Genomic DNA, 13,984 nt, shown 5'->3' on the forward strand with positions numbered 1-13,984 from the left:
TCCGCGAGTAATCCGCCCCCGTCCGCTGGTCCCGGCGGACGGGGGCTGCTCCCCGCAGCTGCGGGGAGCAGTTGGACACGCTGTCCGACCGGCTCAGCGCGACCGGATCACCCCCGCGTCGGCGGGGAGTACGCCTGGCCAACGGACACAGACCGGCGGCGTCACGCCCGCAGCGTCTCCTCCAGCGCCCGTGCCAGGGATCCCGCGTCCTGCCGGGGCAGCTGTTCGCCCGCGCCGGTCGTGACGTAGAAGGCGTCGACGGCGTTGGAGCCCAGCGTGCTCACGTGCATGCTCCGCACCCGCACCCCCGCCTTCTCCAGGGCCATGCCGATCCGGTACAGCAGGCCGGGGGCGTCCTGGGTGCGGACCTCGATCACGGTGGCGTGGTGGGAGGCCGCCGGGGCCACGGTCACCCGGGGCGGCGGGGCCGCCCAGCCGCGGCGGCGCGGGTAGGCGGCGTCCCGTTCGGCGAGGCGGCCGGCCACGTCCAGGGAGCCGTCCAGGGCGCGGACCAGGTCGGCGCGCAGGCGGGCCGCCTGGGGCAGGGAGCCGTACTCGGCGGCCACCCGCCAGTTGAGCAGCAGCACCGCGCCCTCGTCGACGTCGTCCGGCAGGCGCACGGCGCGCAGCTCCGCGGTGCGGACGGTCAGTCGGTGCACGGCGAGGACGCCGGCGACCGCCGGCAGCACGCCGGGTTGGTCGGGTACGGCCACGAGCAGTTCCACGCCGAGGGGTTCCGGCTCTGCGGCGGGCTCCGCCTCGACGACCGGTTCGGTCTGCGCGCGCAGCGCGAGGACCGGGCCGCGGGTGCGGAAGGCCTCGATGGCCAGGCGTTCCTGCTCGGCCGTGGGCGCGGCCGGCTCGGGCTGCTCGTCGGGGGCGTTCCCGGCGAGGACCGCGGACACACGCCGGACCAGGTCGGCGACGAGGGAGCCGCGCCAGGAGGACCAGGCCGCCGGGCCGGTGGCGAGGGCGTCCGCCTCGGTGAGGGCGTGCAGCAGCTCCAGCGTGCTCTGGGTGCCGACCGCCTCGGCGACCGAGCGGACCGTGGCCGGGTCGTCCAGATCGCGGCGCGTGGCCGTCTCGACCAGCAGCAGGTGGTGGCGGACGAGGGCCGACAGGACGTTCGCGTCCGCGCGGTCGAAGCCGATCCGGGCGGCCACGTCCCCGGCGATGATCTCGCCGGCCACGGAGTGGTCGCCGGGCCATCCCTTGCCGATGTCGTGCAGCAGGGCGGCGACCAGGAGGAGGTCGGGGCGGCTGACGCGGCGGGTGAGCGCGGAGGCGCGGACGGCGGTCTCGATCAGGTGCCGGTCGACGGTCCAGATGTGGACGGCGTTGCGCTGGGGGCGGCAGCGCACCCGCTCCCAGTCGGGCAGCATGCGGCTGATCAGGCCCTCGGCCTCCAGGGCCTCCCAGACCTCGACGGTCGGGCGGCCGGAGCCGAGCAGGGTCACCAGCTGCTCGCGGGCCTCGGCGGGCCAGGGCGTGGACAGCGGGCGCACGGTGGCGGCCATGCGCCGTACGGCGTGCAGGGAGAGCGGGAGGCCGGCCTGGGCCGCGGCGGCCGCGGCGCGCAGCGGGAGCACGGGGTCGCGTTCGGGGCGTGCGGCGCGGGCCAGCACCACCTCGCCGTCCTGCTCCACGACTCCCTCGGCGAGCGGGGAGCGCTCGGCGACCGGTTTCCCGCCCAGCATGGCGCGCAGCCGCGGCCGGACGGCACGCGAGCGCAGCACGCGCCCCACCTCGCGCCAGGTGACATCGCCGGCGTACGCGATGACGCGCGCCGCCTCGTACACCTGCCGCAGCAGCGTGTCGGCGTCCAAGAGGCCCAGCTCGGCGGCCACCTGGTCCTGCTCCTGCAGCGCGAGCCGGTCGGTCGCGCGGCCGGTGGCCAGGTGGAGCGCGTCCCGCACATCGAGCAGGCGCCGTCGGGCGTCCGCGAGACCCTCGCGCGGGGCGTCAGCGAGCCAGGAGGCGGCCACGGCCCGCAGGGCGGTGGCGTCACGCAGACCGCCGCGGGCCTCCTTCAGGTCGGGCTCCAGCAGGTACCGCAGCTCGCCCTGGCGCGCGGCGCGCTCGGCGCACAGCTCCTGCAGCTCGGGCAGGCGCTTGGGAGCCTGGTTGCGCCAGTCGGCGAGGACAGCGGTGCGCAGTGCCGTGGTGAGGCCGAGGTCGCCGGCGAGGTGGCGGGCGTCCAGCAGGCCGAGCTGGACCTTCAGGTCCTCGCCGGCGGTCTTGCGGGCCTCGCCGGGGGTGCGCACCGAGTGGTCCAGGGCGAGGCCGAGGTCCCAGACGGGATACCAGAGGCGGTCGGCGACGGCGGCGACGGCGGTGGGGTCGGAGCCGTCGTGCAGCAGCAGGAGGTCCAGGTCGCTGCGCGGGGACAGCTCACCGCGGCCGTAGCCGCCGACGGCGACGAGGCAGACGCCGTGCGCGGGACCGGCCGCCGCGGCGAACAGCCCGGCGAGCCAGTCGTCGGTCAGTGTGGCGAGGGCCGCACGGCGCGGCGGCCCGGACCGCGCCCCCTCGGTGAGGAGGCGCAGCCGGGCCGCCGCGTAGCCGCCGGGTCCCGAGCCTTCCGGTTCTGTCCGCACATCCGTACCCGTCACCCAGCGACTCCTGTTCCGTTGCTGCTGTTCAGAGCGCGTCCGGGCCGCGCTCGCCGGTGCGGACCCGTACGGCCGTCTCGACCGGCAGGGACCACACCTTGCCGTCACCGATCTTGCCGGTGCGGGCCGCCTTGACGATGACCTCGACGAGCTGCTCGGCGTCGTCGTCCTCGGCCAGAACCTCGATGCGGATCTTGGGGACCAGGTCGACGGTGTACTCCGCCCCGCGGTACACCTCGGTGTGGCCGCGCTGCCGGCCGTACCCGCTGGCCTCGGTGACCGTCAGACCGTGGACGCCGAAGGCCTGCAGGGCCTCCTTGATCTCGTCGAGCCGGTGGGGCTTCACGACGGCGGTGATGAGCTTCATGCATCCACCTTCTTGTTCTGCGTGGCGGCCGGGGTCGGGGCGGGTGCGGCGGAGCCGAGGACGCCGCCGCCGGCGCCGCTGAAGTCGTATGCGGTCTCGGCGTGCTGCGCCTGGTCGATGCCGGAGATCTCCTCGTCCTGGGTGACGCGCATCCCGATGGTCTTGTCGAGCAGGAAGGCGAGGACCGCGGAGACGATCAGGGAGTAGGCGAGGACCGCGCCGACGCCGGCGCACTGCTTCCACAGCTGGGTCCAGGTGTGGTGGCCGTAGAGGACCCCCGTCGCGGTGGACTGGCCCTTGCCGGTGGCGAAGAAGCCGATGAGCAGGGAGCCGATGATGCCGCCGACCATGTGGACGCCGACGACGTCGAGCGAGTCGTCGTAGCCGAACCTGAACTTCAGGCCCACGGCCGCGGCGCAGGCGACTCCGGCGACGGCGCCGACGGCGATCGCGCCGAGCGGGGAGACCGCGCCGCCGGACGGGGTGATCGCGACCAGGCCGGCGACCGCGCCGGAGGCGGCGCCCAGCGTGGTGAACGCGCCGTGGCGGATCTTCTCGTAGGCGAGCCAGGCCAGCATGGCGGCGGCCGTCGCGACCTGCGTGTTGACGAACATCAGCGCGCCGACGCCGTCGTCGTTGCCGAGCCAGGAACCCGCGTTGAAGCCGAACCAGCCGAACCACAGCAGGCCGGCGCCGAGCATGACCAGCGGCAGGCTGTGCGGGCGCATCGGGTCCTTCTTGAAGCCGACGCGCTTGCCGATGACGAGGATGACGCCCAGGGCCGCCGCACCCGCGTTGATGTGGACCGCCGTACCGCCCGCGAAGTCGATCACGCCGAGCTTGTAGGCCCAGCCGTCCGCGCCCCAGACCCAGTGGGCGACCGGGACGTAGACGATGGTCAGCCAGAGGGCGATGAACAGCGACCAGGCCGAGAACTTGACGCGGTCCGCGAGGGCGCCGCTGATCAGGGCCGGCGTGATGATCGCGAACATCATCTGGAAGACCATGAACACGAAGACGGGGATGGTGTAGCCGGGCCAGAGCTCCGTCAGGCCGATCCTGCGCAGGCCCAGCCAGTCGGGGTCCCAGCCGATGAGGCTGTTGTGGGTGCCGAAGGCGAGGGAGAAGCCGTACAGCACCCACAGGATGGTGACGATCCCCATGCTGATGAAGCTCATCATCAGCATGTTCAGGGTGCTCTTGACTCGGACCATGCCCCCGTAGAAGAAGGCGAGACCCGGCGTCATGATCAGCACCAGGGCGGAAGCAATGAGCATGAAGCCTGTGTTGGCGGACGACAGCTTGGGTGCGTCCGCCGCAAGCATGACGGCTGGTGCCATCGGCGTCTCCTCGTCGGTTGGTACGGCCCTGTGCGGGCGGTGCCTGAGCGGTCCGGCGGGTGGTGGGGGCGGCCGGTTATGCGCCACGAGACTGGCGCAGCGCGGTTTCGGTTCAAGCCCCTCGTTGTTTCGCCGGGGTGACAAGGGCGCCCTGCTTGTTACGCCTGGATGAACCGCGGGACGACGGGTGCGCCGATCGTTATCGTCACGCAGTCATCATGAACGCGACCTCCACCATCAGGTGAGGAGCCACGACGGCGGGCCACCGCATCCGCGGAAGCGGCGCCGGTTCGGGCGCACACGACAGACCGGCCGCGGCGGGCCTCTCGATGACCTGGCGATGGGGGAGCCGAGTCGGGCAGTTCGGGAGGACCGGCCGCGGCCGGGGCATGGGTGGTGGGGCGGTCAGACGGCCTCGACGCTCTCCGGGAGGTCGGTGGCGAGCTGCTCGCTGAGATCGATCACGGCGGCGAGATCGCCGTGGTCGCGGACGGCCGCGTCGACCGTCTTTCGGATACGGGTGTTCACACGCTCGGAGCGGACCTTCTTGGCGATGCTCATGGCCTGAGAGGCGTACTCGGTGCCGCGCTCGGGTTCGCGCTGCAACAGGTGCACGGTGGCCATGCCGATCAGGTTCAGCGCATACGACCGCTGGTGCTCGGCGTCCTTGGCGAACAGCTCCACCGCCCGCTGCATGAGCGGCTCGGCCAGGGAGGCGTAGGCGGGGCTGCGGCCGGCGACGTACGCGAGGTCGCGGAAGGAGTGGGAGTTCTCGCCGTACAGTTCGGCCTCGGAGAAGAAGCGGATCCAGTCGGGGTCCGGCTCGTCCCACTCGTGGGCCTCGGCGAAGGTGTCCTCGGCCATGCGGACCGCGCGCTTGGTCTTGCCGGGCTGGCCCATGTTGGCGTACGCCCGGGCCTCCATCGCATACAGCATCGACTGGGTCCGCGGGCTCGCGCAGTCGCGGCTGCCGTACTGGGCGAGATGGATCAGCTCCAGGGCGTCGTCGGGCCGGCCCAGATGGATCATCTGGCGGCTCATGCTGGAGAGGATGTAGGAGCCCAGCGGCCGGTCCCCGGCCTCCTTGGCGGCGTGCAGGGCGAGCACGAAGTACTTCTGCGCGGTGGGCTGCAGGCCCACGTCGTACGACATCCATCCGGCCAGTTCGGCGAGCTCGGCGGCGACCTTGAAGAGCTTGCGGGTGGTGGCCTCGGGCTGGGGTTCCTGGAGGAGGTCGGTGACCTCGTGCAGCTGGCCGACGACCGCCTTGCGGCGCAGCCCGCCCCCGCACTGGGCGTCCCACTGGCGGAACATCCGCGTGGTCGACTCCAGCAGGTCCAGCTCGGGCTTGGACAGCCGGCCCGGCCTGCGGGTGTCGAGGACCTGATCGGGCTCGGGCGCGGTGGGGCCGCCCAGGGCGGGCACGAGCCAGCGCTGCATGGGCTCGATCAGGGAGGGCCCCGCGGACAGCGCCAGGGAGGTGCCGAGGAAGCCGCGCCGGGCGAGCATCAGGTCGCTGCGCGAGAACTCGCCCAGCAGGGCGACCGTCTGCGGGCCGGTCCAGGGCAGGTCGACACCGGACGCGGAGGGTGACTGGCGGACGGCGCGCAGCCCGAGGTCCTCGATGGAGACCACGCAGCCGAAGCGCTCGGAGAACAGCTCCGAGAGGATGCGCGGGATCGGTTCGCGCGGGTTCTCCCCGTCGAGCCAGCGGCGCACGCGCGAGGTGTCGGTGGAGATGTGGTTGGCGCCCAGCTGCCGTGCCCGCCGGTTCACCTGGCGGGCCAGCTCGCCCTTGGACCAGCCGCTGCGCACGAACCACGAGCCGAGCAGCTCGTTGGGGCGCTTGTCAGCGTTCGTCCCGCTACCGCCGTTGCCGCCCACTGGAACGCCCCCATCCCTGAGACCACTTGTCGCCGAGTGCGCCAAGCCCTATCAGGATGCCGGTGAATACGGCCTCCCGTCCGCCGGTTCTCACCCTTCGAACGAGCTGACGGCTTGCCTCCGGCATACCCATGAGTGCATGTGCCCCCAGGCCTCGCGCACTCACAGTAATCCTACGATCACCGGCTCAGCCACCGGGATCCCGGAATCGCCACCATTCGCCACCCCATCGAATGAACTCACGGTGGCCTGCGCGCGATTCACTTGACATAGGACGGCTGGAAGTGGGCGGAGTGATGCGCGCTGGGGGCGCATGTGCTTCGGCGCGCCACCAGGTGTGCTTCCGGGCGCCGCCTTGACCTCCCGGCACCTCGGGAAGGCCGAGCCGTAGCGTTACGTTCCGCTTCCGTCTCGTTCCGTGTCGTAACCACCGGCGCGCTGGACCCGTTGGAGGGGGCATGGGCTTCACGATCGGCGGCATTCGCGAGATCCGCTCCGGCACACGCCGGCGCGGCCGGTCCTCGGAGTGCACCGCCGTCGCCGAGTTCACCGGGCTGTGGGGCTGGGACGTGGTGCCGGGCGCACGGGCCGGGGCGGGCGTCTGCTCCTGCGGGACCGCCGACTGCCCCGCGCCGGGCGCGCATCCGCTCGACTTCGCGCCCGAGGTGCCGGCCGGCGCCACGCTGGACGAGGTGACCAAGGCCTGGGCCGAGTTCCCGGGAGCCTCGGTGATGCTGCCGGTCGGGCGCGCGTTCGACGTCGTCGAGGTGTCCGAGCCCGCCGGCCGCCGCGCCCTGGTCCGCCTGGAGCGCATGGGGCTCCCCGTCGGCCCGGTGACCGCCACCCCCGAGGGCCGCGCCCACTTCCTCGTCGCGCCCGGCGCCGCCGCCGAGCTGCCCCGGCTGCTCTACCGCATGGGCTGGGACGACCCGGGCGCCCTGGACCTGCGCGGGCTCGGGCCCGGTACGCACATCACCGCGCCGCCCTCGGACCGGGCCGGCCTGGGACCGGTGCGCTGGCTGCGCCCGCCCGCCCTGGACTGCGCGACCCGGCCCCCGGCGGCCCGGCTGCTGCTGGGCACGCTGGCGTATGTGGCCCACCGGTCCAGGGCCCGGGCGTAGGCGCACGGGCGGCAAGCGCCACGGGCCACAGGCGCCACGGGCGGCGTCACGGGCAGCAGACGCACCTGGCTGCAGGCGGCACACGCGCCCGCACAGGCGAAGCGCCCGTCCCTACTGCACCTTGGGACGGGCGCTTCTCGACGGGCAGGGGGTGGAGGCCACCCCCTGCTCAGTCACCGATCAGGGCGTCCACGAACGCCTCCGGCTCGAACGGCGCCAGATCGTCCGCGCCCTCGCCGAGCCCGACCAGCTTGACCGGCACGCCCAGCTCACGCTGGACCGCGACGACGATGCCGCCCTTGGCCGTACCGTCCAGCTTGGTCAGCACGATGCCGGTGATGTCCACGACCTCGGCGAAGACCCGGGCCTGCACGAGACCGTTCTGTCCGGTCGTGGCGTCCAGGACGAGCAGCACCTCGTCCAGCGGCGCGTGCTTCTCGACCACACGCTTGACCTTGCCCAGCTCGTCCATGAGGCCGGTCTTGGTGTGCAGGCGGCCGGCGGTGTCGATGAGGACGACGTCGACCCCCATCTCCTTGCCCTCCTTGACCGCGTCGAAGGCCACGGAGGCGGGGTCGCCGGCCTCGGGGCCGCGCACGGTGTGGGCGCCGACGCGCTCGCCCCAGGTCTGCAGCTGGTCGGCGGCGGCGGCTCGGAAGGTGTCGGCGGCGCCGAGCACCACGGTGCGTCCGTCGGCCACGAGCACGCGCGCGAGCTTGCCGGTGGTGGTGGTCTTGCCGGTGCCGTTGACGCCGACGATCATCACAATGCCGGGCTTGCGGTCCTCGGGCTCGGTCCTGACCGTGCGGTCCAGGTCGGTGCCGACCAGCGTGAGCAGCTCGTCGCGCAGCAGGCCGCGCAGCTCCTGCGGGGTGCGGGTGCCGAGCACCTTGACGCGCTCGCGCAGCCGCTCGACCAGCTCCTGGGTGGGCTGCACGCCGACGTCGGCGGTGAGCAGCGTGTCCTCGATCTCCTCCCAGGTGTCCTCGTCGAGGTGCTCACGCGAGAGCAGCGTGAGCAGGCCCTTGCCGAGGGCGTTCTGCGAGCGGGACAGGCGGGCGCGCAGGCGGACCAGGCGGCCTTCGGTGGGCTCCGGGATCTCGATCGCGGGAGCCTCGACAACGGGCGGCTCCTCCTCGATGACGACCGGTGCGGGGCCGCCCGGGAGATCCACCTCCTCGATCGTCCGGCGCGGTTCGTCGCGCGGCGTCTCGGCCTCGTCGCCGACGTGCGGCTCGGCCGGGGGCGCGGTGATGTCGGGCGCCTTGGGCGGGGGCGGGGGCAGCGGCTTCCGGCGCCGGCTGCCGACCACCAGCCCGCCGAGGGCCGCGAGCACGACCACGGCGATGACTACAGCAAGGATGACGGTTTCCATAACGCGTCCAGTATCGGCCATGGGGTGCGCCGCACCCGGCTTGTGACGTCGCCCCGGAGACAAACGCCACTCAAAACGCCACTTAAACCGATGAGTCGCAACAAAGTAGGATGGCGGGGGCCCTGACGACGCGCGCGGGGTCCGACCGCCCCCTCCCCCCACCCTCAGGCACCCTCCTCCATGAGCAAAACCGTCGAGACCGATGGCGCCCTCGAGACCCGCGGCATCGAGCAGGTCCCGGAGCACGAGCGCACCGGACGGACCCGCGACCTGTTCCCCACCTGGGTGGGCGCCAACATCAGCGTGCTGCTGCTGACGATGGGCGCGAGCCTGGTCGTCGCCTACCACCTGGACATCCGGCAGGCGCTGGTCGTCGCGGTGGCCGCACCCGTCGTGCCGTACGGCCTGGTCGGGCTGATCGGCATCGCCGGCAAGCGGGGCGGGGCGCCCGGCATGGCGCTGTCGCGCGCGGTCTTCGGGCAGCGCGGGAACCTGCTGCCCGGCTCGCTGATCTGGGTGGCCCGCTGGGGCTGGGAGACGATCAACGCGGTCACCGGCGCCTACGCGATGCTCACCGTCCTGGACGTCATGTTCGGCATCAAGGCCGACGGCGCGCTCGACCTGGTGATGCTGCTGGGGTTCGTCGTGGCGACGTTCGCGATCTCGGGGCTCGGCATCAACGCCGTGCGGAAGTGCAACACGTACGCGACGTATCTCTTCGGGCTGTTCTCGGTGCTGGTCCTGGTCCATCTGGCGGCGAACACCGACTGGCCGAAGGTGGCGCACCACGGCGCCGGCTCCACGGCCGCGGTGATTACCGGCATCGGCATGATCGCGGCCGGCGGCGTGAGCTGGATCCCGACCGCTCGAGTACGACGGCGCGGCCCTGTCGGACACCACCCCCACCAGCGCGTACTGGTACCGGGGCGGCTTCTCCCCCGCGGCCGTGGCCGCCTGGGCGACCGGCCTGGTGTCGGGCCTGACGTTCACCACCTCGGACTGGTTCACCGGCCCGCTCGCGAAGAACAACGTCATCGGCCGGTACGGCCTCGGCTGGGTCGCCACGATCGTGATCTCCGGGCTGCTGTACCTGGTCCTGCCGAAGCCGACGGGTGCCGTCCCCGCGCCCTCCGCGGAGCCGGCCGAGGAGCGCGTGACCGCGGCGGTCTGACCGGGCGGGGCCGCCCGCCCTGGATATCTGACACCCCGTCAGCTAATGTCCCCCTCCACCGCGCCTCGCACCGGAGGGGGAGTTCCCATGCCCGTCACGGTCGTCCGTTTCAACCTCGTCGCGCCCGGCGCCGCCCCCGCCGAGCTCTCCGCCCGCTACCGCGCCGCCCTGGAGATGGCCGCGTACGCGGACGAGCACGGGATCGGCACCGTGCAGACCGAGGAGCACCACGGCGCGGACGACAACTGGCTGCCGTCGCCGTTCGCCTTCGCGGGCGCGGTGTTCGGGGCGACCCGGAGGATCGCGGTGACCGTGTCGGCGGTCATCGGCCCCTTGCACGATCCGCTCCGGCTGGCCGAGGAGATCTCCGTGCTGGACCTGCTGAGCGGCGGACGGCTCGTGACGGTGGCCGGGATCGGCTATCGGCCCGAGGAGTACGACCTGTTCGGCGTGGACTGGCGGCGGCGCGGCCGGCTGCAGGACGAACTGCTGGAGACGCTGCTGAAGGCGTGGTCCGGCGAGGAGTTCGCGTACCGGGGGCGCACGGTACGGCTCACCCCGCGCCCGTACACCGACCCGCACCCCCTGCTGCTGGTCGGCGGCTCCTCGAAGGCCGCCGCCCGCCGGGCGGCCCGCCTGGGCCTGCCGTTCTTCCCCAGCGCGCATCTGCCGGAGCTTGAGGCGTACTACAAGGAGAGGCTCGCCGAGTACGGCACCGAGGGCTGGACCATGATGCCGGCCGCCGAGACCCCGCTGCTGCACCTGTCCGAGGACCCGGACCGGGCCTGGGCGCAGTACGGCACGCACTTTCTGCACGAGGCGCGGACGTACGCCTCCTGGCAGTCCGGGCAGATCCGGTCGGCCGTGAGGTCGGCGGCCACGACGGTGGAGGAGCTGCGCGCGGAGGGCGTGTACCGCGTCCTCACGCCGGGCGAGTGCGTCGCGCTGGGCGCCGACAGCCTCGTCCTGCATCCGCTGGCGGGCGGCATGCCGGTGGAGGAGGGGTGGCGCAGCCTGCGGCTGTTCGCGCAGGGGGTGCTTCCGGCACTGGGCGGCTGATCGCGACGGCGTCCGCCGGCCCGGCCGGGGCACCGGGGACGTGTCCCGACCGTCGCGTACGACGCGCGCCGCCCCCGGTCCGGGCAGTGGCCGGGCCGGGGGCGGCGGACGGTGCGGGGAGAGGGGCAGCGGGGACTTGGCCCTTCTCCCCGGGTTCGGGGGCCGCTCAGCCCATCTCCTCCAGCGACTTGCCCTTCGTCTCCTTGACGAACTTCAGGACGAACGGGATGGAGAGCGCGGCGAAGACCGTGTAGATCACGTAGGTGCCGGACAGGTTCCAGTCGGCCAGCGACGGGAAGCTCGCGGTGATGGCCCAGTTGGCGATCCACTGCGCGGCGGCGGCCACGCCCAGGGCGGCGGCGCGGATCCGGTTCGGGAACATCTCGCCGAGCATGACCCAGACGACCACACCCCAGGAGAGGGCGAAGAAGAGCACGAACCCGTGGGCGGCGATCAGCGCGACCCAGCCCTGGGTGGCGGGGAGCCTGCCGTCGACCAGGTGGGACGAGAACGCCCAGGCCTCCAGGGCCAGGCCGACGGCCATGCCGATCGAGCCGATGAGCGCGAGCGGCTTGCGGCCGACGCGGTCCACGAAGATCATCGCGATCACGGTGCCGAGGATGTTGATGATCGACGTCGTGAAGGAGTAGAAGAACGAGTCCGTCGGGTCGACACCGACCGACTGCCACAGCGTCGAGGAGTAGTAGAACGCGACGTTGATGCCGACGAACTGCTGGAAGACCGACAGGCCGATGCCGACCCAGACGATCGGCTTGAAGAAGAAGCCGCCGCCGAGCAGGTCCTTGAAGGTGGACCTGTGCTCGCTCCTCATCGCCAGCTCGATCTCGGCGACGCGCCCGTCCAGGTCGGTGTTCCCGCCCTCGACCTCGGCGAGGATCTCCTTGGCGCGGTCACGCTTGCCGACGGAGAGCAGGAAGCGCGGGGACTCCGGGATCGCGAAGGACAGCATGCCGTAGAGCACAGCCGGGATCACCATCACGCCGAGCATGACCTGCCAGGCCTCCAGGCCCATCAGGTGGCCGCGCTGCTTGCCGTCGGCGGCGTTGAGCAGGCCCCAGTTGACCAGCTGGGAGATGGCGATGCCGACGACGATCGCGGCCTGCTGGAAGGAGCCGAGCCGGCCGCGGTAGGCGGGCGGGGCGACCTCGGCGATGTAGGCCGGGCCGATCACGGAGGCCATGCCGATGGCGAAGCCGCCGACGATGCGCCACAGGGCGAGGTCCCACAGGGCGAAGGGCAGCGCGGAGCCGACGGCGCTGATCGTGAACAGGACTGCGGCGATCCGCATGCAGCGGATGCGGCCGATGCGGTCGGCTATGCGACCCGCCGTGGCGGCACCGATGGCACAGCCGATCAGGGCGATGGCGATGACCTGGGCAAGCGCCGCGGAACCGATGTCGTACCGGTCCCGGATGGCCTCGACGGCACCGTTGATGACGGAGCTGTCGTAACCGAAGAGGAAGCCGCCCATGGCGGCAGCCGCCGCGATGAAGATGACGTGCCCGAGATGCTCGGGATGGGCCGTCCTGGCTCCTGACGGTGGTGCCTGCGTCGTGCTGGTCACGTGTATCTCCTCGGGCCGCGGCAACGCTGCCGCGTGGGGGGTGAGCCCTTGCAGGTAAGACCTGAAGGTAAAAGCAACGCTGGAGAGACTATGTGTTCAAGTATCGAAGTCAATACCCGTAAGGCTGTGAATTCTTCGATACGGCAAAGGTCTCTACGTTCACCTCTTGAACACAGAGTCGGATGGTCTTGGGTGGTGTTCGGCTAACGAAGGCGCTGCGAGATCACCTTGGAGACGCCGTCGCCCTGCATCGACACGCCGTAGAGCGCGTCGGCGACCTCCATCGTCCGCTTCTGGTGCGTGATCACGATCAGCTGGGACGCCTCCTGCAGCTCCTGCATGATCCGGATCAGCCGCTGGAGGTTGGTGTCGTCCAGGGCCGCCTCGACCTCGTCCATGACGTAGAACGGGCTCGGCCGCGCCTTGAAGATCGACACCAGCAGCGCCACGGCGGTCAGCGAGCGCTCGCCGCCGGAGAGCAGGGAGAGCCGCTTGACCTTCTTGCCCGGGGGACGCGCCTCGACGTCGACGCCCGTGGTGAGCATGTTGTCGGGGTCGGTGAGCACGAGCCGTCCCTCACCGCCGGGGAACAGCCGGCTGAAGACGCCCTCGAACTCGCGGGCCGTGTCCCGGTAGGCCTCGGTGAAGACCTGCTCGACGCGCTCGTCGACCTCCTTCACCACCTGCAGCAGGTCGGCACGGGTCTTCTTCAGGTCCTCCAGCTGCTCGCTGAGGAACTTGTGCCGCTCCTCCAGCGCCGCGAACTCCTCCAGGGCCAGCGGGTTGACCTTGCCCAGCTGCTGGTACGCCCGCTCGGCGGCCTTGAGCCGCTTCTCCTGCTCGGCACGCACGAAGGGGCGCGGCTGGTTGCGGGGGTGCTCGGGGTCCTCCGGCAGCGTCTCGCCCTCGGCGGGGGGCGAGGGCGGCACGGGCTGGTGCGGGCCGTACTCCGCCACCAGCCCCTCCGGTTCGACACCCAACTCCTCCAGCGCCTTGGTCTCCAGCTGCTCTATGCGCAGCCGCTTCTCGGCGCCGAGTACCTCGCCGCGGTGCACCGAATCCGTCAACTTGTCGAGTTCGGCCTTCAGTTCACGGCCGGCGGTGCGCGCGGCCGTCAGCTCCTGCTCGCGCCGGGCCTTGGCGGCCTCGGCGGCGGTACGTTCCTGCTCGGCCCGGGCGAGGGAGACCTCGATGTGCGCGAGCAGCTGCCGGGCGCCGGAGGCGACGGCCTGGGCCACGGCCGCCTCGTGCCGCAGCCGGGCCCGGCGCTGCTCGGCACGCGCGCGTGCCTCGCGTTCCGCGCGGGCGGCCCGGTCGAGCGAGTCGGCCCGCCCGGCGAGCCCCTTGACCCGCTCCTCGTGCGTGCGGACCTGTAGCCGGGCCTCCATCTCGGTCTGCCGCGCATTGGCGCCGTCGGCGGCCAGCCGGTCGCGCACCGAGGTGTCCGGCTCCTCCTCCACCGGCATCTCC

Annotated in this window: 9 protein-coding genes and 1 pseudogene; 3 read left to right on the forward strand and 7 right to left on the reverse strand. The window is 72.3% G+C overall.

Features of this window, described 5'->3' with window-relative positions; translation table 11 throughout:
• Window positions 1–161: 161 nt before the first annotated feature.
• The 4 genes from ACLU3S_RS20185 to ACLU3S_RS20200 all read right to left on the reverse strand — a co-directional run bounded on the left by ACLU3S_RS20185 (window position 162) and on the right by ACLU3S_RS20200 (window position 6,203).
• Window positions 162–2,612, reverse strand: coding sequence for a [protein-PII] uridylyltransferase (locus tag ACLU3S_RS20185; RefSeq protein ID WP_413953300.1), 2,451 nt, complete (start codon window positions 2,610–2,612; stop codon window positions 162–164).
• Window positions 2,613–2,640: 28 nt separating this feature from the next.
• Window positions 2,641–2,979, reverse strand: coding sequence for a P-II family nitrogen regulator (locus ACLU3S_RS20190; protein ID WP_100828472.1), 339 nt, complete (start codon window positions 2,977–2,979; stop codon window positions 2,641–2,643).
• Entirely contained in the window at window positions 2,976–4,319 is a 1,344-nt protein-coding gene (locus ACLU3S_RS20195; protein WP_413953301.1) for an ammonium transporter, read from the reverse strand. Before ACLU3S_RS20195 ends, ACLU3S_RS20190 begins: the two co-directional genes overlap by 4 nt.
• Before the next feature lie 405 nt (window positions 4,320–4,724).
• Complete coding sequence (locus tag ACLU3S_RS20200; RefSeq protein WP_413953302.1) at window positions 4,725–6,203, reverse strand: hypothetical protein; 1,479 nt, start codon at window positions 6,201–6,203, stop codon at window positions 4,725–4,727.
• Window positions 6,204–6,661: 458 nt separating this feature from the next.
• On the opposite strand from ACLU3S_RS20200, the gene ACLU3S_RS20205 reads away from it, so the two are divergent.
• Entirely contained in the window at window positions 6,662–7,324 is a 663-nt protein-coding gene (locus ACLU3S_RS20205) for a bifunctional DNA primase/polymerase (RefSeq protein ID WP_413953303.1), read from the forward strand.
• A 169-nt stretch (window positions 7,325–7,493) separates the two neighbouring features.
• Here ACLU3S_RS20205 and ftsY read toward each other — a convergent pair whose 3' ends face one another.
• Window positions 7,494–8,699 carry a signal recognition particle-docking protein FtsY gene (gene ftsY, locus ACLU3S_RS20210; protein WP_413953304.1) on the reverse strand — a complete coding sequence of 402 codons (1,206 nt, stop codon included), beginning with the start codon at window positions 8,697–8,699 and terminating at the stop codon, window positions 7,494–7,496.
• A gap of 180 nt (window positions 8,700–8,879) precedes the next feature.
• Here ftsY and ACLU3S_RS20215 point away from each other — a divergent pair.
• Window positions 8,880–9,870: pseudogene (locus ACLU3S_RS20215) on the forward strand (cytosine permease).
• Window positions 9,871–9,957: 87 nt separating this feature from the next.
• Window positions 9,958–10,929 carry an LLM class flavin-dependent oxidoreductase gene (locus tag ACLU3S_RS20220; RefSeq protein WP_413953305.1) on the forward strand — a complete coding sequence of 324 codons (972 nt, stop codon included), beginning with the start codon at window positions 9,958–9,960 and terminating at the stop codon, window positions 10,927–10,929.
• Between the two features lie 166 nt (window positions 10,930–11,095).
• Here the strand turns inward: ACLU3S_RS20220 and ACLU3S_RS20225 are convergent, their stop codons facing one another.
• Window positions 11,096–12,514: a sugar porter family MFS transporter gene (locus ACLU3S_RS20225; protein WP_413953306.1), complete on the reverse strand. Its 1,419-nt coding sequence runs from the start codon at window positions 12,512–12,514 to the stop codon at window positions 11,096–11,098.
• A gap of 203 nt (window positions 12,515–12,717) precedes the next feature.
• The coding region (locus ACLU3S_RS20230; RefSeq protein ID WP_413953307.1) for an AAA family ATPase at window positions 12,718–13,984 on the reverse strand (1,267 nt) is incomplete at its 5' end.

The sequence above is a fragment of the Streptomyces sp. AF1A genome (genome assembly GCF_047340315.1).
Taxonomy (GTDB): Bacteria; Actinomycetota; Actinomycetes; order Streptomycetales; family Streptomycetaceae; genus Streptomyces.

What these genes read in the sequence shown, in the direction of transcription:
- ftsY (WP_413953304.1), bottom strand. Translation starts at nt 8,699, where the DNA reads ATGGAAACCGTCATCCTTGCTGTAGTCATCGCCGTGGTCGTGCTCGCG.
- ACLU3S_RS20220 (WP_413953305.1), top strand. Translation starts at nt 9,958, where the DNA reads ATGCCCGTCACGGTCGTCCGTTTCAACCTCGTCGCGCCCGGCGCCGCC.
- ACLU3S_RS20190 (WP_100828472.1), bottom strand. Translation starts at nt 2,979, where the DNA reads ATGAAGCTCATCACCGCCGTCGTGAAGCCCCACCGGCTCGACGAGATC.
- ACLU3S_RS20205 (WP_413953303.1), top strand. Translation starts at nt 6,662, where the DNA reads ATGGGCTTCACGATCGGCGGCATTCGCGAGATCCGCTCCGGCACACGC.
- ACLU3S_RS20195 (WP_413953301.1), bottom strand. Translation starts at nt 4,319, where the DNA reads ATGGCACCAGCCGTCATGCTTGCGGCGGACGCACCCAAGCTGTCGTCC.